16 protein-coding genes and 1 pseudogene are annotated in these 17,993 nt (G+C 64.7%); 9 read left to right on the plus strand and 8 right to left on the minus strand.

Features of this window, described 5'->3' with window-relative positions; translation table 11 throughout:
• Positions 1 to 95 precede the first annotated feature (95 nt).
• Both ACVIGA_RS18855 and ACVIGA_RS18860 read left to right on the plus strand, forming a co-directional pair.
• Positions 96 to 242, plus strand: a complete 147-nt coding sequence (locus tag ACVIGA_RS18855) for a hypothetical protein (protein WP_223972307.1) — start codon at positions 96 to 98, stop codon at positions 240 to 242.
• A gap of 71 nt (positions 243 to 313) precedes the next feature.
• Complete coding sequence (locus ACVIGA_RS18860; protein WP_456667527.1) at positions 314 to 541, plus strand: hypothetical protein; 228 nt, start codon at positions 314 to 316, stop codon at positions 539 to 541.
• 131 nt (positions 542 to 672) lie between these two features.
• On the opposite strand, the gene ACVIGA_RS18865 is transcribed toward ACVIGA_RS18860, so the two are convergent.
• Together ACVIGA_RS18865 and ACVIGA_RS18870 are read right to left on the minus strand one after the other, a co-directional pair.
• A complete protein-coding gene (locus ACVIGA_RS18865; RefSeq protein WP_375777483.1) occupies positions 673 to 1,629 on the minus strand; it encodes an amino acid ABC transporter substrate-binding protein in 957 nt (318 codons plus the stop codon).
• A gap of 12 nt (positions 1,630 to 1,641) precedes the next feature.
• Positions 1,642 to 2,931, minus strand: coding sequence for a dicarboxylate/amino acid:cation symporter (locus ACVIGA_RS18870; protein WP_223972300.1), 1,290 nt, complete (start codon positions 2,929 to 2,931; stop codon positions 1,642 to 1,644).
• A 230-nt stretch (positions 2,932 to 3,161) separates the two neighbouring features.
• Here ACVIGA_RS18870 and ACVIGA_RS18875 point away from each other — a divergent pair, with 230 nt between their 5' ends.
• Positions 3,162 to 4,163, plus strand: coding sequence for an NADP-dependent oxidoreductase (locus tag ACVIGA_RS18875; RefSeq protein ID WP_456667528.1), 1,002 nt, complete (start codon positions 3,162 to 3,164; stop codon positions 4,161 to 4,163).
• 238 nt (positions 4,164 to 4,401) lie between these two features.
• On the opposite strand, the gene ACVIGA_RS18880 is transcribed toward ACVIGA_RS18875, so the two are convergent.
• Positions 4,402 to 7,572 (minus strand): efflux RND transporter permease subunit, encoded by a 3,171-nt coding sequence (locus tag ACVIGA_RS18880; RefSeq protein WP_456667529.1) that lies wholly within the window; start codon positions 7,570 to 7,572, stop codon positions 4,402 to 4,404.
• Between the two features lie 10 nt (positions 7,573 to 7,582).
• On the minus strand, positions 7,583 to 8,785 hold the full coding sequence (locus ACVIGA_RS18885; RefSeq protein ID WP_456667530.1) for an efflux RND transporter periplasmic adaptor subunit: 1,203 nt from the start codon (positions 8,783 to 8,785) through the stop codon (positions 7,583 to 7,585).
• A gap of 204 nt (positions 8,786 to 8,989) precedes the next feature.
• Between ACVIGA_RS18885 and ACVIGA_RS18890 the strand changes: the two genes are divergently transcribed.
• The 5 genes from ACVIGA_RS18890 to ACVIGA_RS18910 all read left to right on the plus strand — a co-directional run bounded on the left by ACVIGA_RS18890 (position 8,990) and on the right by ACVIGA_RS18910 (position 13,199).
• Positions 8,990 to 9,763: a cysteine rich repeat-containing protein gene (locus ACVIGA_RS18890; RefSeq protein ID WP_456667531.1), complete on the plus strand. Its 774-nt coding sequence runs from the start codon at positions 8,990 to 8,992 to the stop codon at positions 9,761 to 9,763.
• A gap of 39 nt (positions 9,764 to 9,802) precedes the next feature.
• Entirely contained in the window at positions 9,803 to 10,024 is a 222-nt protein-coding gene (locus ACVIGA_RS18895) for a cysteine rich repeat-containing protein (protein ID WP_223972289.1), read from the plus strand.
• Between the two features lie 109 nt (positions 10,025 to 10,133).
• Positions 10,134 to 10,346 (plus strand): hypothetical protein, encoded by a 213-nt coding sequence (locus ACVIGA_RS18900; RefSeq protein WP_097671005.1) that lies wholly within the window; start codon positions 10,134 to 10,136, stop codon positions 10,344 to 10,346.
• Between the two features lie 115 nt (positions 10,347 to 10,461).
• On the plus strand, positions 10,462 to 11,592 hold the full coding sequence (locus ACVIGA_RS18905) for an FAD-dependent monooxygenase (protein WP_456667532.1): 1,131 nt from the start codon (positions 10,462 to 10,464) through the stop codon (positions 11,590 to 11,592).
• Entirely contained in the window at positions 11,589 to 13,199 is a 1,611-nt protein-coding gene (locus ACVIGA_RS18910) for a benzoate-CoA ligase family protein (protein WP_456667533.1), read from the plus strand. Before ACVIGA_RS18905 ends, ACVIGA_RS18910 begins: the two co-directional genes overlap by 4 nt.
• Positions 13,200 to 13,232: 33 nt before the next feature.
• Here the strand turns inward: ACVIGA_RS18910 and ACVIGA_RS18915 are convergent.
• The 4 genes and pseudogenes from ACVIGA_RS18915 to maiA form a co-directional block, all read right to left on the minus strand.
• A pseudogene (locus ACVIGA_RS18915) lies at positions 13,233 to 14,250 on the minus strand (IS30 family transposase).
• A gap of 203 nt (positions 14,251 to 14,453) precedes the next feature.
• Positions 14,454 to 15,638, minus strand: a complete 1,185-nt coding sequence (locus ACVIGA_RS18920) for a 3-hydroxybenzoate 6-monooxygenase (protein WP_456667534.1) — start codon at positions 15,636 to 15,638, stop codon at positions 14,454 to 14,456.
• Complete coding sequence (locus ACVIGA_RS18925) at positions 15,638 to 16,150, minus strand: MarR family winged helix-turn-helix transcriptional regulator (protein ID WP_375777491.1); 513 nt, start codon at positions 16,148 to 16,150, stop codon at positions 15,638 to 15,640. The genes ACVIGA_RS18920 and ACVIGA_RS18925 overlap by 1 nt, the downstream gene beginning before the upstream one ends.
• Positions 16,140 to 16,772 carry a maleylacetoacetate isomerase gene (gene maiA, locus ACVIGA_RS18930; RefSeq protein ID WP_456667535.1) on the minus strand — a complete coding sequence of 211 codons (633 nt, stop codon included), beginning with the start codon at positions 16,770 to 16,772 and terminating at the stop codon, positions 16,140 to 16,142. The genes ACVIGA_RS18925 and maiA overlap by 11 nt, the downstream gene beginning before the upstream one ends.
• Positions 16,773 to 16,880: 108 nt before the next feature.
• On the opposite strand from maiA, the gene gtdA reads away from it, so the two are divergent.
• Positions 16,881 to 17,921 (plus strand): gentisate 1,2-dioxygenase, encoded by a 1,041-nt coding sequence (gene gtdA, locus ACVIGA_RS18935; protein ID WP_456667536.1) that lies wholly within the window; start codon positions 16,881 to 16,883, stop codon positions 17,919 to 17,921.
• The last annotated feature ends 72 nt before the right edge of the window (positions 17,922 to 17,993 follow it).

The raw sequence follows: 17,993 nt of genomic DNA on the forward strand, positions 1-17,993 counted from the left end.
AAACTTCAACAGTGGAATCTCGCCTGCCGATGATGCTCCAGAGATCGCGGCGCGGAAACTCGAAGCAAGATCCCCGCCGGATCAATGGAGTTTTGATGGGAGCGATCCTTGGACGCGCGATCTTCCAGGTCATGGTTGTTCTGGCTGCAGTCGGCATCGTTGCCCTCGCCTGCATCGCAGTCCACGGCGGCTATTCGCGCGCGGCGGTGCAGCTTGCGGCAAGATTCACTCCGTCACTTTGACCGATTCAGCGGCTTGCTCATCCTGCTCAAGGGAGTACGCTGATGCGCATTAATCGATCCGGATACAGATTATGCGCAAACTCCTTTTGAGCTTCCTCGCGGTCGCGGCGTTCGCCGCTGCCTTCAATCCACCGCCCGCCAACGCCGTATTCTGGCGCGGCGTCACCGCACCGACGAATATCGACATCCATGGCTATCCGATCATCAAGGAGCCGCCGCCGAGCCCATGCCAGCTGATCCATGTGAACGGGTTCTGGGTCCGGCAGTGCCTGGATCTGTCGTATCGCCATTCGCGATGAGCGAAGTCGCGCTTCGTCGGGACAGTTCGGGAACGCTTCGGAAGCCGTGCGCGTTGCGCAAGACCCCCACCCGGATTGCGTCTGCAATGCAATCCGGCCTCGCCCGCAACGAGAGAGGCCGGACTTCGAGGCTAGTTTGCTCCGCCCGCCGAATCGTCGAGCGCCTTGAAGGCATCCTCGAGCTGCGGTGACAGCGCGACGTTGAGCTTCTCGCCGGTCGGCAGGCGGGCGACGAACCACTTGTTGTAGAGCGGGACGATGTCGCGGTTCGAGGCGAGCTTGCGGAAAGCGCGCTCGACCACGTCCTTCATCTGCGGCTCGCCCTTGCGGTACATGATCCCGTAGGGATCGTAGGACAGATAGTCGCCGGTGACGCGGAATTTGTCCTGCGACTTGTGCCGCGCGATCAGGCCGTAGAGCAGGATGTCGTCGGTCGCGAACGCGTCCGCCTTGCCGTCTACCAGCATCTGGTAGGACTGCTCATGGTCGGGCGCAGTCACGATGTTGAGGCCGAGCTGTTGCTTGGCGTCGACATTGTGCATCGCCTGCTCGTTGGTGGTGCCCTTGGTCACCACCACCGTCTTGCCCTTCAAGTCGGCGACCTGGTTGACGCCGGAGGCCTTCGGCACCATCAGCTTGGTGCCGGCCACGAACATCAGCGGCGAAAATGCGACCTGCTTGCCGCGCTCGGCATTCGCCGTGGTCGAGCCGCATTCCAGATCGATCTTCTTGTCGACGACCGCGGGAATGCGGTCGTCGGAGGTCACCTTGACGTAGTCGATCTTGAGGTTGGCGTCGTCGACCTCGGCCGCGATCTCATCGACGATCGCATCGCACAGCTCGAGGCTGTAGCCGATCGGCCGGTTGGAGTGATCGAGGAACGAGAACGGCGGCGAACTTTCGCGATAGCCGACCCGCACCGCGTGCGTGGCCTTGATGTTGGCGAGCGTGGGGCTGAGCCCCTCGCCCGCCGGCTGTGCGGACACCGGTCCGATCAGCAGGCCTGCCGCCAGCAGACATGCTGACAACAGGCATGTCGACAGTAAGGGCGCCTCAGCCCGTATCGGCCTCCAGCGGGCGCGATGCATGCATGCCTCCCGTCAATGACCGGCCATCACGGCGCCGGGCACCGCATCCTGCGGCACCGCGTCGTCCGGCCCGAGCTCGTGCTCGGGCTTCAGCTCGCCCTCCCACTTCGCGACCACGGCGGTGGCCAGCGAGTTGCCGATCACGTTGGTGGCGCTGCGGCCCATGTCGAGGAAGGTGTCGATACCCATGATCATCAGCAGGCCGGCCTCCGGGATGCCGAACTGCGACAGCGTCGAGGCGATCACCACCAGCGACGCGCGCGGCACGCCGGCGACGCCCTTCGAGGTGATCATCAAGGTGGCCAGCATCGCGAGCTGCGTGCCGAGCGACATCTCGATGTGGTAGGTCTGCGCGATGAAGATGCTGGCGAAGGTGCAGTACATCATCGTGCCGTCGAGATTGAAGGAATAACCGAGCGGCAGCACGAAGGCCGAGATCCGCGAGGAGGCGCCGAACTTGTTCAGCCCCTCCAGCGTCTTCGGGTAGGCCGCCTCCGAGGAGGCGGTCGAGAATGCGATCATCAGCGGCTCGCGGATCAGCCGTAGCAGATGGCTATATCGCGGCCCGATCACCACGAAGCCGACCGCGACCAGGATGCCCCACAGGAGCAGCAGCGACAGGTAGAAGCCGCCCATGAAGACGATCAGCTTCCAGAGCACGCCGAGCCCGTTCTTCGAGACGGTCGCCATGATGGCGGCCCACACCGCGATCGGCGCGAACAGCATCACGTAGCCCGTGACCTTGAGCATGATGTGGGCGAGGTCGTCGATCAGGCTCATGATCGGCTTGGCGCGCTCAGGCATGGCGCCGAGCGCGACCGCGAAGAACACCGCGAACACCACGATTTGCAGGATTTCGTTCTGCGCCATCGCATCCGCGATCGAGGTCGGGATCAGATGGGTCAGGAATTTCTCGATCGAGAAGGCCGAGACCGGCAGGCCGGTCGACTGCGCCTTGTCGGGCAGCGTGCCGGGGAAATTGGCGCCGGGCTGCAACAAATTGACCATCACGAGGCCGAGCAGCAGCGAGATAAAGGAGGCGGAGACGAACCAGCCCATGGTCTTGGCGAAGATGCGCCCGAGCTTGGCGCCGCTTCCCATATGGGCGATGCCGCCGACGAGGGTTGCGAATACGAGGGGCGCGATGATCATCTTGATCAGGCGCAGGAACAGCATCGCGATCAGGTTGACGTCGGCTGCAATCTCGGCACGGCTGTCAGGAAAATAGTTGAAGACGATCGTCCCCATTGCGATGCCAAGGACCATCGCAATCAGGATGTACTGCGTAAACCTGTTCGACATTCTCTTACCCCCGTAAGTTCCCGGCGAAGGGCAAGTGTGGCAGATTTACGCAGCTACGCAACACGCTTCGCGCCGTGCGGGACTTTGCCGATCTGTTCCCGTTGTGGAATGCCAGCGCGGAGACTAGCGTTCATGCAGCGCACAATCTGTGCAATGAGCTGCGCGCGCCGCAGTCAAACTGCATGCGAAACGACCAACGCCAAGGAAAGCCAAGAGGGGAGACACCGCCAATGAACGACACCGTCAATCGCCAGATCCTGCTTGTTGAAAAGCCGACCGGCAAGCTTGGCCCCGAGCATTTCCGCCTGACCAAGGGCACGGTCCCCGCGCCGAAGGACGGCGAGGCGCTGGTGCGGACGCGCTACATCTCGCTCGACGCCGCCAACCGCGCCTGGATGCACGGCGCCACCTACCGCGCTGCGGTGGAAGCCAACACCGTGATGGCCGGCGGCGGCATCGCCGAAGTCGTGTCATCGAATGACCCCGGCCTGAAGCCGGGCGATATCGTGTTCGGCGACACCGGCTGGCAGGACTATGCCGCCGTGCCGGCCAAGCACCTGGCCAGGATGCCGAAGCTCGAGCCGATGACGCATCTGCTCAGCGTCTACGGCATTGCCGGCCTGACCGCCTATTTCGGCCTGCTCCATGTCGGCAAGCCCAAGGAGGGCGAGACCGTGGTGGTGTCGGCGGCCGCCGGCTCGGTCGGCTCGATCGTCGGCCAGATCGCCAAGATCAAGGGCTGCCGGGTGGTCGGCATCGCCGGCGGCATGGACAAGTGCCACTGGCTGACCTCGGAGCTCGGCTTCGACGCCGCGGTCGACTACAAGGACGGCGCCACCTACAAGGCGCTGCGCGCGGCGGCGCCGAAGGGCATCGACGTCTATTTCGACAATGTCGGCGGCGACATCCTCGAAGCTTGTTTGGCGCAGATGAACAACCGCGGCCGGATCGCCTGTTGCGGCGCGATCTCGCAATATGACGGCGTGCCCTCCGCGCACGGGCCGCGCGGCGTGCCCGGCCTGATCGTGGTGAAGCGGCTCGTCATGCAGGGCTTCATCGTGATGGACTACATGGACCAGCGCGATGCCGCGCTCGCCGACCTGCAATCCTGGGTCTCCTCAGGCAAGCTCAAGGTCCAGGAGGACGTCATCGACGGCATCGAGAACACGCCGCAGGCGCTGATCGGGCTCCTGGCTGGCGAAAACCGCGGCAAGCGCATGGTGAAGGTGTAGAGGCTGGGCGCGATGCCGTAGGGCGGGTTAGCGAAGCGTAACCCGCCAGCTTTGTTCATCACGGAGAGAATGGTGGGTTACGCCTTCGGCTAACCCACCCTACGCTATCAATCCCGTCATCCTGAGGAGCGCTCAGCGCGTCTCGAAGGATGCACGGCCCGGCCGGTGGCCGTCGCCCCTTCGAGACGGCCGCTTCGCGGCCTCCTCAGGGTGACGGGGATAGGTTTGGTGCACGGCCCTAATGCACCGTGCCCGACGCCTGCGGAGCGGCTTGCGGCGCGGGCGCCTTGCCCTTCTTCGCCTTGCGCCAGTTCTCGAAATTCTGCACCACGACGAAGAACGCCGGCACGAACAGCACCGCGAGGCAGGTCGAGGCGATCATGCCGGAGAACACGGTGATGCCGATCGACTTGCGGGCGTTGGCGCCGGCGCCGGTCGCCAGCACCAGCGGCAGCACGCCGAGGATGAAGGCGAACGACGTCATCAGGATCGGCCGGAACCGGGCGCGCGCCGCGTCGATCGCCGATTCCAGCACCGGCTTGCCGTCGCGGATATGATGCTCGAGCGCGACCTCGACGATCAGGATCGCGTTCTTGGCCGACAGCGCGATCAAGAGGATGGTGCCGATCTGGGTGTAGAGATTGTTCTCGATCCGGAGCGACGTCAGCACCAGCATGGGCCCGAGCAGCGACAGCGGCACCGCCAGGATCACCGAGATCGGCGCGTACCAGCTCTCATATTGTCCGGCGAGCACGAGATAGACCAGCAGCAGCGCCAGCGCGAATACATAGTAGATCTGGCTGCCGACCTCCTTCTCCTGGTACGACATCGCCGTCCACTCATAGCCGGTCCCCGGCGGCAGCGTCTTCGCGGCGATCTCCTCCATCAGCGCCATCGACTGGCCGGAGCTGTAGCCTTGCGACGGCAGGCCGATGATGGTCGCGGACGGATAGAGGTTATAGAGACTGATCAGCGACGGCCCGACCGACGGGGTGATCTTCGCCACGGTGCCGAGCGGGACCATGTCGCCATTGCTGTTGCGCACCATCATGTTCTCGATGTCGCGCAGCGTCAGGCGGTATTGCGCATCGGCCTGGGTGTAGACCTGGAAGGTGCGGCCGAACTTGGTGAACTGGTTGACGTAGCTCGCGCCGAGATAGGTCGACAGCGTCGAGAAGATCTGGTCGGTGGTGACGTGCAGCGTCTCGGTCTTGACGCGGTCGATCTGGACGTCGAACTGCGGCACCATCGAGCGGAACGACGACTGCACCCGCTGCAGCGCGCTTTGGGTCTGCGCATTGCCGACGACGGCACCGGTCACCGCCTGCAGCTTGCCGTAATCGGCGTTGCCGTCACGGAGCTGCACCTGCATGGCAAAGCCGGCGGCATTGCCGATGCCCTGGATCGGCGGCGGCGGGATCACCAGGATCCGCGCCTCCGGAATCACCGCAAGCTTGTCGTTGAGCCCGTAGACCAGCGAGCGCAGATCCTCGCCGGGGCCGCGCGAGCCCCAATCCTTCAGGATGACATAGGCGACGCCGGCATTGGCGAGGCTCGACGAGTTGTCGAGGGCGGAGATGCCGGCGATGGCGACCACCTGCTCGACACCCGGCGTCTTGCTGGCGATCTCGGTGACCTGATCGAGCACCCGCTGGGTGCGGTCGATCGCGGCGCCGTCGGGCAGCTGCACCGCCGCCAGCAGGTAGCCCTGGTCCTCGATCGGAATGAAGCCGGTCGGCACCCGTGACAGCCCGTACCCGGCAATTCCGATCAGGACGAGCGCGACCAGGACCGAGGTCTTGGCGTGGCCGGCGATGCCGCCGATCATCCGGGTGTAGCCGCGCTCCACCCGGTCATAGACCGCGTTGAAGCCGCGATAGAAGAAATTGCGCTGCTCCGGCGGTGCCGGCGGGCGCAGCCATAGCGCACATTGCGTCGGCTTCAGGGTCGCGGCATTGACGGCGCTGAGCAGCGCGGTCGCCGCGATCACCAGGGCGAATTGCGCGTACATCCGGCCGGTCAGTCCCGGTAGGAAGGCCGCCGGCAGGAACACCGAGATCAGCACCAGCGTGATGCCGACGATCGGCGCGAACAATTCGTCCATCGCCTTGATCGCGGCATCGTGCCCGGACATGCCGCGCTCGATATTGTGCGCGGCCCCTTCGACCACCACGATGGCATCGTCGACCACGATGCCGATCGCCAGCACGATCGCAAACAGCGTCGAGAGATTGATGGTGAAGCCGAGCGCGGCCATCGCCGCGAACGCGCCGATGATGGTGACCGGCACCGTGGTGGCGGGCACCAGCATCGCCCGCCAGTCCTGCAGGAACACCAGGATCACGACCAGCACCAGCAGGCCGGCCTCGATCAGCGTCCGGTACACCTCGTCGATCGAGGCCTGGACGAATTTGGTGGTGTCGAACGGGGTGTCGTATTTGATGTCCTGCGGGAACTGTTTGGCGAGCTGCGCCACCTTCTTCTGCACTTCCTTCTCGACCTGCAGCGCGTTGGCGCCGGGCGACAGGAACACGCCGATGCCGGTGGCCGGCTTCTGGTTGAGCGAGAACACCTGGCTGTAGGTCTGCGCGCCGAGCTCGACCGAGCCGAGATCGCGGACGCGGGTGACGTCGCCGACATTGCCCGTCTTGACGATGATGTCCTCGAACTGGCTCGCATCGTCGAGCCGGCCGTTGACGTTCAGCGTGTATTGGAACGCCTGCCCCTGCGGCGCGGGCGGCGCGCCGACCTGGCCCGCGGTGACCTGCTGGCTCTGCTGCTGGATCGCCTGGATGACGTCCTGTGGCATCAGCCCGCGCGCCTGCAGCTTGTTCGGATCGAGCCACACCCGCATCGAATACTGCCCGGCGCCGAACACGGTGACATTGCCGACGCCGGGCAGACGCGACAGCTCGTCGCGGATGTTGATGGTGGCATAGTTCGACAGGAACAGGCTGTCATAGGTCTTGTTCGGCGAGGTCAGCGTCACGAACAGCAGGATCGAGGTCGACTTCTTCTGCACCGTGACGCCCTGGTTCTGCACCGAGGTCGGCAGTTGCGACAGTGCCGAGGAGACGCGGTTCTGCACCAGCACCTGCGCGAAGTTGAGGTCGGTGCCGATCTTGAAGGTCACCGTCAGCGTGTAGGTGCCGTCGGCGCCGCTATAGGACTGCATGTAGAGCATGTCCTCGACGCCGTTGACCTGCTGCTCGATCGGCAGCGCGACCGTGTCGATCACGGTTTTTGCCGACGCACCGGGATAGCGCGTCGTCACCTGGACCGTCGGCGGCACCACGTCGGGATATTGCGCGACCGCAAGATTGAACAGCGCGACGCCGCCGATCAGGATCATCAGGATCGCGATGACGTTCGAAAGGACCGGCCGCTCGATGAAGAATTTCGAGATCATGGCGCGCCCCTCACTTGGCCGGTGCCGGCGTCGCGTCGCCCTTCTGCATCTGCGGATCGACCTTCTGCCCCGGGATCGCGCGCAATAATCCGGCGGTCACGACACGGTCATCGGCCTTCAGCCCGCTCTCGACGACCCGCAGCCCCTGGTCGAGCGGACCGGTCGTCACCTTGCGCTGCTCGACCACATTGTCGGCATTGACGACCAGCACGTAACGGCCGGCCTGGTCGCTGCCGATCGCAACGTCGGGCACCAGCAGCGCGTTCTCCTGCTTGGTGAAGGGCACGCGAACGCGGACATAGAACCCCGGCAGCAGCACGCGATCCGGATTGGGGATCAAGCCACGGACGGGAAGCGTTCCGGTCGACTGATTGACGGTCGGCGCGACGTAATCGAGCTTGCCCTTGTGCGGATAACCGGTCTCGGTCTGCAGGCCGACCTCTACCGGCAATTGCCTGATGTCGTTGACCGTCATCCCAAGGCGACGCGCCTCGTCGCGGACCCGTTGCACGTCCTGCTCACTGACGTTGAAATTCACATAGATCGGGTCGAGCTGCACGATGGTGGCGAGCTGGGTGGGTGAGGCCGCGCCGACCAGTTCGCCGACCGAGACCAGATGGTTGCTGACGATGCCGTCGAACGGCGCGGCTACGTTGGTGTAGCCGTAATTGACCGCGGCGATCTTGGTGTTGACCTGGGCCTGCTGCAGGTTGGCCTGGGCGTTGTCCCGCGTCGAGGTTGAGTTTTCCAGCGTCGCCTGCGAGACCGCCTGGCGCTGCACCAGATCCTGCTGCCGCTTGTAATCGGACTCGGCCTGCTTCACCGTTGCCTGTGCGCCGACCTCCGCAGCCTGTGCCTGCTCCAGCTTCAGCTTGTAGGTCTCCGGCTCGATCGTGAACAGGGTGGTCCCCTCCTTCACGAAAGTGCCGTCCTGGTAGTTGATCGCCTGCAGGAAGCCCTGCACGCGCGCGACCAGATCGACGGTCTTGATCGGCGCGGTATTTCCGGTGGCGTCCAGATAGCGCGTGATGGCGCGTTGCACCGGCGGCGCGACTTCGACCTTGGGCGGCGGCGGCGCAACAAAACTGTTTTGCTCGCAGGCACTTAAACTGACCAGGGCCGCTACGACGAAGGCGATGCGCACAAGCGGCGCATTTGGCAGCCGCACAAAATCACTCTGACCGAAATGTGCCGACGCGCGCGCATGCCTCATTTCCGAGCCTCAATTCAAATGTCTTAATTCAAAGATATAGAAGCGAGCAAAAAATTCAGCCGACGTATTCCATAGCAACAATCTGCTTGCAGCGGAACTCGAAAGCGAAAATGATGTCGCTCGCGAAGGTTGTTAGAGCAAAACTATTTCAGACTCAGTTCAGTTGAGCCGGAGGCTTCCGGCGCGACGAGAGGATTTATTCAGATGATCAACGCGTTGACACGTGCAACGAAGCTTTCCGCATGGCTTGTGCTTGCGGCACTGATGAGCGCCGCACCAGCCTTGTCGCAGGCGCCGACCCAGGCGCAGCGCGACGCCATCAAGTCGCAATGCCGCAACGATTACATCGCACACTGCTCCAGCGTGCCGCCCGGCGGCGAAGCGTCATTGCAATGCCTGCAGAAGAACATGGCAAGCCTCGGCCCTGGCTGCGCCAGCGCCGTGAAGGCCGTGGAAGCTCCAAGCGCCGCACCCGCAGCAGCCAAGACCGACGCTGCGCCCGCCGCGACGGCGGCCAAGCCCGCGGAGACGGCGGCACCGAAGGCCGCGGCAGGAAAGCCAAGCAGCGCGCAGATCTCCGCGATCCGCAGCGCGTGCCGCTCCGATTATCCCAAGGTCTGCGCGGGCGTGCCGACCGGCGGGGCGCCGGCGCTGCAGTGCCTCGAGAAGAACAAGGACAAGCTTTCGCCGGCCTGCGAGAAGGCCGTGGCGGCCGCCGGCGGCGGTGGCGCCGCGCCGGCCGCGGGTGCAGCAGCGACAACGGCAGCACCGGCGGCGGCGCCGGCGGTGATCGTGTTGCGGCCGCTGCGGCCGCGCGAAGAGATTTTCGTGCTGCGTTCGGCCTGCGGCGGCGACGTCCGCTCGATCTGCGGCGGCGTTCAGCCGGGCGGCGGGCGGATCGTGCAATGCCTGGCAACCAATGCCGGCTCGCTCTCGCCGGCGTGCCGCGACGTGCTGGCGCCGTTCGCGGCGCGGTAGTCCTGTTGTCACACGACTGACCGGAAAAGGGAGCGATCGATGCTGCGTATTATCCTGACCGCCGTTCTGATTTGCGGCTCAACCGCCGTCTACGCCCAGGAGCTGACAACAGCGCAACGCGACGCCTGCATGGGCGACTACCAGAAGTTCTGCAAGAGCGTGACGCCCGGCGGCGGGCGCATCATCGCCTGTCTTGCCAAGGAGAGCGACAAGCTGACGCCCGCCTGCAAGAAAGTGCTGGCGGCAGCGGAAAAGAAATAGCCGCGCGGGCGGTGAGAGATAGGTGCCCGGCGATTAGCCGGGCACGGAGCCGCAGCACCTTGTTGTCACAAACAGGCCAACCAACCTCACCCCGGGAGAGGGAATTATGATGCGCTCATTATTGCTGATCGCTGCGGCTCTGCTGTCTTTTGCCGCGACCATGACGTTCGAATCCTCCGATGCCAACGCCGTTGTGTGCGGACGCGGCCCCTATCGTGCCGGATGCGCGAGCACGCGCGGCGCGGTGGTCGTCCGCAAGCCCGTCGTCGCCGGCTGCCGCTGGGTTTGGGTCGGCGGGGTCAAGGTCCGCCGCTGCTACTGAGCCGTTCGCCGCCACGCTGGTAGCCACTGCGCGCATTTTCCCTCTGGCGTTCCCGCCAGAGGGCGATTAGTCTGGACCCAATTAGTAAGTACACTGTCAATCTGGGAGGCAGACGTTGCGGATCGCCGTGATTGGCGGAGGGCCCGGCGGGCTCTATTTCGCCTATCTCTGGAAGAAGCGTCATCCTGACGCCGAGATCGATCTGTTCGAGCAGAACGCCGCCGGCGCCACCTGGGGCTTCGGCGTGGTGTTCTCCGAGCAGGCGCTGGAGTTCCTGCGCGCCGACGACCCCGAGACGGTCGACGCCATCGCGCCGCGGATGGAGAGCTGGAAGAACATCACGCTCAATCTGCGCGGCGAGAGCGTCGAGATCGACGGCGTCGGCTTCTCCTCGATCGGCCGGCTGGCGCTGCTGACGATCCTGCAAGAGCGCGTGCGCAGCACCGGCGTCACGCCGCGCTTCGACACCGTGGTGCAATCGGTCGGCGAGCTCAGGGGTTACGACCTGATCGTCGCCGCCGACGGGCTGAACTCGATGGTCCGCCGCGATTTCGAGACCGCATTCGGCGCGTCGGTCACGCATTCGACCAACAAGTTTGCCTGGTACGGCACCACCAAACCCTTTGCGACGCTGTCGCAGACTTTTGTGGCGACCGAATTGGGCTGCTTCAACGCCCATCACTATCGCTATGCGAAGGACATGAGCACCTTCCTGGTCGAATGCGACGCGGCAACCTGGGAGGCCTACGGCTTCGCCGACAAGACGATCGAGGAATCGCAGGCGATCTGCGAAGACGTATTCGCTGCGACGCTGGACGGCCACAGACTGATCTCGAACAAATCCGTGTGGCGCAATTTCCCGTGGATCTGGAACGAGCGCTGGTCGCACGGCAACATGGTGCTGATCGGCGACGCGCTGCATTCGGCGCATTTCTCGATCGGCTCGGGCACCCGGCTTGCGATCGAGGATGCGATCGCGCTGACCAAGGCGCTCGAGGCCGAGCGCGGTATCGCCGCCGCGCTGGCCCGCTACGAGAGCGAGCGCAAGCCGATCGTGAAGAAGCTCGTCACCGCGGCGCGCACCAGCGCCGACTGGTACGAGCATTTCCCCGCGCATATGAAGCGCGACCTGATGGATTTCGCCTACAGCTACATCACCCGCTCCGGCCGGATCGACGATGCGCGACTGCGCGCGATGTCGCCGGCCTTCATGGCCCGCTTTGAGGCCGCAAAGGGACGCTCATGACCGGGATCGCCGACCAGGTTCCGCTGGACAACCCCGGTGCGCGCGAGATCGGATTTGTGATCCCCGAGCGCTACAATGCGAGCCGCATCCTGTTCGACAATCTTGGCGACGGCAACGCCGACCGCCTGGCGCTGACCGGTCCCGCCGGCACGCGGACCTATCGCGAACTCTGCGCCGACGCCTCACGCTGGGGCCACGCCTTCCAGTCGCTCGGGCTCAAACGCGGCGACCGTGTCCTGCTATTCCTCGACGACACGCCAGCCTATCCGGCGGCGTTCTTCGGCGCGGTGCGCGCCGGCTTCGTGCCGCTGCTGATCAACACGCTGACGACGCCGGAGCTGCTGCAGTTCTATCTGTCCGACGCCGGCACGCAGGTCGCCGTCACCGATGCGGAGTTCTGTTCGCGCTTCAGCACGGAGGCCTGCAAGGACACACCGCTGCGCACGCTGGTCGTGGTCAATGGTCCTGGTACCGGGCATGCCGTCGCAGAGACGCGCAACGCCGGCGACTGGCTGGATACCTTTCCGAGCGAGCTCGACGCGGCTGACACCTGCCGCAACGAGATGGCGTTCTGGATGTATTCGTCGGGCTCGACCGGCCGTCCCAAGGGCATCGTGCATCTGCAGCACGACATGGCCTATAGCGAGCTCGCCTTTGCCCGCAACGTGCTGAAGCTTCGGCCCGGCGACATCTGCTTCTCGGTGCCGAAGATCTTCTTCGCCTACGGCTTCGGCAATTCGATCACGTTTCCCTTCTCGGTCGGCGCCGCGACGCTGCTGCTGCCCGGCCAACCGAAGCCCGCCGCGATCTTCGCGGCGATCGCCCAGTATCGCCCGACCGTGTTCTTCGGCCTGCCGACGCTCTACATCACCCTGACCAAGGCCGAAGGCGCCGAGCAGGCTGATTTCTCCTCGCTGCGGATGGCGGTCTCGGCCGCCGAGGTGCTGTCGGCCGATGTGTTCAACGGCTGGAAGCGGCTCACCGGACTCGAGATCATCGAAGGGCTCGGCTCGACTGAGGTGCTGCACGTCTATCTCAGCAACCGCGCGGAGCAGAAGAAGCTCGGCGCCGCCGGCCTGCGCGTGCCCGGCTACGAGATCATGCTGCGCGACAGCGACGGCCGCGAGGTCGGCGACAATGAGGAAGGCATTTTGTGGGTGCGCGGCGATTCCGCGACGCCACTGTACTGGAACCGGCCGGACAAGACCGCCGAGACCGTGCGCGAGGACGGCTGGATCTACACCGGCGACCGCTTCATCCGCGACAGCGACGGCTTCCACTTCTTCCGCGGCCGCGCCGACGATCTGATCAAGATCTCCGGCCAGTGGGTCTATCCGCTGGAGGTCGAGCTGTGTCTTGCCGATCACCCCGATGTCCGCGAATGCGCCGTCTACGCCGCCGAATTGCCGGACCGACGCATGACGCTGCGGGCCGTGGTGGTGATGAACAAAGCCGGCTTCGACACCGATGAGGCGACGCGGCGGCTGCAGGACTACGTCAAGACGAAGCTGTTGCCGTACAAGTACCCGCGCGAGGTTAAGTTCATCGACGAGCTGCCGAAGACGGGCACGGGGAAGATCGACCGGCAAGCGGTGATGCGGATGTAGGATGCCCGACTGCGCATCACTGCCGCCACACACTCAGTGTCGTCCCGGCGAAGGCCGGGAGGTGGATTCACACTCGAAGTGCAACACTTGATCGGCAAAGGACTCCGCAGGCGTGCGGTAGTCAAGGGATTTGCGTGGGGTGTTGTTGTAGGTGGCGATGAACTGGCGGAATCTGGCGGTCGAGAGGGTTACGAGATCCGTTTTGCGAGGGATGAAGCGGCGCATCCTGCCGATGGCGTTCTCGATACCACCCTTCTGCCAGGGCGCGTGGGGATCGCAGAAGAAGGTCTCGATCGAGAGGCGATGTAGCGCCAGGTGACCGGCAAACTCGGTGCCGTTGTCGAAGGTGACGGTCTGGCGCAGCTCTTGTGGAAGGGCAGCGAAGAAGCGGACGAGATGGCGTGCGACACCGCGCGCAACCTTGCTGGCAAGGCGGATGCCGAGCAGCAGGCGAGAGGTGCGCTCATGCACGGTCAGCACGGCCTGACCGTACTTCGAGAACATCATCAAATCGGCCTCCCAATGCCCGGCGACGCTACGGTCGGCAACCTCAAGGGGCCGATTTGCCAGGGAAACACGGCCTTCGATGAAGCTTGCGGGGGCTGCCGCCTCGCTTGCCGCGGAGGCCGCGCTTGCTCTTGGCGCGCGGCAGGTAGCGTCGCCAGCTGAAGTCCGAGGTGCGCCTGAGTTGGCCATAGATGAAGCGGTAGATGGTCTCGTGGGAGATCACCTTGTGCCCGCACTCGCGGGCCAGCCGGCCGGCGATCTGCTCCGGCGACCAACCTCGGCGAAGGCGTTGCAACACCGCGCGGCGCAGGACGGGCTCCCGTTCGAGGCGTCCGCCCGTCCAGCGCCGCGCTCGCATCTGTTGCTGGGCATAATTTGGCTTGTAGCCAGCCTGAACGCTCCGATTACGGCTCAGTTCCCGAGAGATTGTTGATGGCGAGCGATCCAGAGCTGCCGCGATTTGCCGGACCAAGCTGCCATTGGCCGATAGACAGGCAATCTCGCATCGGTCGTCCAGAGAGAGCTGCTTGTAAGTCCGCCCCATGGCAACACCTCCTCAAGGAAGTGTTGCACTTCGTTTGTGAACCCAGGGGACCCATAACCACAAATGCCTGTTGTTGCACTCGGCGGTGGCCCAGCTTCTAACCTCATGAACAGCGGTGGTTATGGGTCCCGGATCGCGCTTCGCTTGTCCGGGACGACGACGGAGAATGCGGCGACTACGCCGCGTTCGTCAGCAGCGAGCAGCTAGCTGCCCAGCCCCGTCCCGCCATACAGCCACGCGATATCGTCGCACCACTCGGCTTGCGACTTCGTACTCATGATCGCGTTGCGGATGCGGGCGTGGTCGCCGGCGGGATGGTAGATGTGCTCGCCGATCGCGCGTGACATCAGCTGCACGCGCGCGGTGCGCGGGAAGCGCTGCGCGCGATACGCATCGAGCGCGGCCGCCTGATCGTCGTGACTGGCCAGCATGTGCGAGAGACACACCGCGTCCTCCATCGCCTGGCAGGCGCCTTGCGCGAAATATTGCAGCATCGGATGCGCGGCGTCGCCGAGCAGCACCACGCGGCCGTCGATCCAGCGCTCGGTGGGGTCGCGGTCGCACAGCACCCAGAGCTTCCAGTTGGTGCCGTGACGGATGATGTTCTGCGCCCGCTCGTGGACGTGGGTGAAGCCCCGCATCACCTCGTCCTCGGAAACCGGCTTGCCCGCGACCGGCTCCGGCGCGTCGTTGTGATAGGTGACGACGAGGTTGAACACCTTCCAGCCCGACAGCGGATAATGCACGATGTGGCATTTCGGGCCGGCCCACAACGTCGCCGCGTTCCAGCGCAGATCCTCCGGCATCTGTTCGGTCGGGATGACGGAGCGATAGGTGGTGTGGCCTGACACACGCGGCGGGCCATCCGCCGTCACCTGCTTGCGGATATTGGACCACAACCCGTCGGCGCCGATCAGCAGACGGCCGGTGATGCGCTCGCCATTGGCAAGCGTTGCGGTCACCGACGAACCGTCCTGCTCGTAGCCCGTCACCTCGCTGGACACGCGCAGCTCGATCAATTCATGGTTCTGGCAGGCACGCAGGAACACGCCATGCAGGTCGCCGCGATGCACGACGGCATAGGGATTGCCGAACCGCGTGCGGAAGGCATCGCCGAGGTTGATATGGGTGATCTCTTCGGCGGTCAGCGCATCCATCAGCCGCAGCTGGTCGATATAGACCGCCATGTTGCGCGCGGCCTCGCCGACGCCGAGATAGTCGAAAGCGTGGAATGCGTTCGGTCCAAGCTGAATGCCGGCGCCGATCTCGCCGAGTGCTGATGCCTTCTCCAGCAGGATCGAGCGAATGCCCTTCTGCGCGAGGCCGAGCGCGACGGCGAGGCCGCCGATGCCGCCGCCCGCGATCAGGACCGGCTTGCTCTCCGCCATCAGCCCGACCTCCCGAGATGTTCGAGCGCATCCTCGGCGCGCAGCGGCACGCGCGACGCCTCGTTGTTGAGGTCGACAAGTTGGGTCAAGAGCGAGAGAAGCGTCTTGCGGTCGGCCGGCTTCAGCGGCTGCAGCATCCGCGCCTGCGCCTTGTCGACCGAGGGCATGATGTCGCTGAGCACCGCCGCGCCGGCCTTGGTGAGGTAGAGCAGCTTGACGCGCTTGTCCTCGGGCGCCGGCTTGCGCACGATGAATTCCTTGGCTTGCAGCCGCTCGATCACATTGCCGAGCGTCGAACGGTCGAACGCGATCACCGCCGAGAGCCTTGTGGCGTCGATGCCGGGATGGGTCGAGATCGTGACCAGCGCGGCGTATTGCACCGGCGTCAGGTCGAACGCCTTGCATTCCTCGATGAACAGCGCGACCGCGATCTGCTGCATCCGCCGGAACAGATAGCCGGGCGCGGTGTAGACCGCGTCCATGGTGACGGGCGTTGGCTTGCTACTCGGCATCGGGCTGCTTGTCCGGGGCGGCGTCGGCGAACGCCTTGACCTGCTTTGTCGCGGCCTCGGCCTTGAGCAGGCGCGGATAGGCCGACACGTCGACGCCGAAGCGTCGCGCATTGGCAAGCTGCGGCACCAGGCAGAGATCGGCCAGCGTCGGCACATCGCCGAAGCAGAACGGCCCGGCCTCATCAGCGATCAGGGTCTCGCAGGCGGAAAGGCCCTCGCGATTGGCCCAGGCCGCCCATTCCGTCACCTGCTCCTCTGGCAGGCCGAGCTTGCGCAGCCGCGCCAGCACTTTCAAATTCTGCACCGGGTGGGTGTCGCAGGCGATCGCCTGCGCGAACGCGCGTACCTTGGCGCGCCGCAGCGGATCCTTCGGCAGCAGCGGCGGATTGGGATTGGTCTCGTCGAGCCATTCGATGATCGCGAGCGACTGGGTGAGGATCGCGCCGGCATCGCTCTCCAACGTCGGCACCAGCCCCTGCGGGTTGATCGCGAGATAGGCCGGCGCGCATTGCTCGCCCTTGCGCAAATGATGCGGCAGGTGCTCTGGCGTCAGCCCCTTCAGATTGAGGGCGATCCGGACCCGGTAGGACGCGCTGCTCCGGAAATAGCCATGCAGCTTCATCGGAACCTCCCTTGCATTTCGTGATTGGCTTGCTTGATTGACGCTAGCCATATTGTGAGTATACTGTCATTTAATTGAACCGACAAGAATGATGATGGGAGGCTTGCCATGGAAGCCGTGCAGAAGACCCCCGAGCGCGAAGCGTTCTACAAGAAGATCGACGGCCAGAACCTCTCGGCGCTGTGGAACGTGATGAACGATCTGATCACGACGGAGCCGAAAAGCGCCTGCCGTCCGCATCTGTGGAAGTTCGACCAGATCCGCGATTACATGAACGAGGCCGGCAAATTGATCACGGCCAAGGAAGCCGAGCGCCGCGTGTTGGTGCTGGAAAATCCCGGCCTGCGCGGCCAGTCCAAGATCACGACCTCGCTGTTCGCCGGCGTGCAGATGGTCGTGCCGGGCGACATCGCGCCCGCCCATCGCCACGCCCAGTCGGCGCTGCGCTTCGTGCTCGAGGGCAAGGGCGCCTTCACTGCGGTCGACGGCGAGCGCACTGCGATGGCGCCGGGCGACTTCGTCATCACGCCGTCGATGACCTGGCACGACCATTCCAACGAAACCAGTGAGCCGATGTTCTGGCTCGACGGGCTCGACATCCCGATGGTGCAGTTCTTCGACTGCTCGTTTGCCGAAGGCGCCAAGGAAGATCAGCAGTCGATCTCCAAGCCGGCCGGCGCCAGCTTCGCGCGCTACGGCCACAATTTGCTGCCGATCGACCAGAAGCGGACCTCGAAGACCTCGCCGATCTTCAACTATCCCTATGAGTACACCCGCGAGGCGCTGGAGAAGGCCAGGGCCGGCGACGAGTGGGATGCCTGCCACGGCCTGAAGCTGAAATTCTCCAATCCCGAGACCGGCGATTTCGCGATGCCGACCATCGGCACCTTCATCCAGCTGCTGCCGAAGGGCTTCAAGACCGCGCGCTATCGGTCAACCGATGCCACCGTGTTCGCCGCGATCGAGGGCAAGGGCCGCACCCGGGTCGGCGACCAGACTTTCGAGTGGGGACCGCGCGACCTGTTCGTGGTGCCGAGTTGGCACTGGGTCACCCACGAGGCCGATGCCGACTCCGTGCTGTTCTCGTTCTCCGACCGCCCGGTGCAGCAGAAGCTCGACCTGTTCCGCGAGGATCGCGGCAACGCATAACGCCCGTCGTCGCAAGGCACGCAGCACCCACCCCACGTCGTCCCGGCGAAGGCCGGGACCCATAACCACCAC

It is taken from the genome of Bradyrhizobium sp. USDA 3240 (assembly GCF_054063295.1).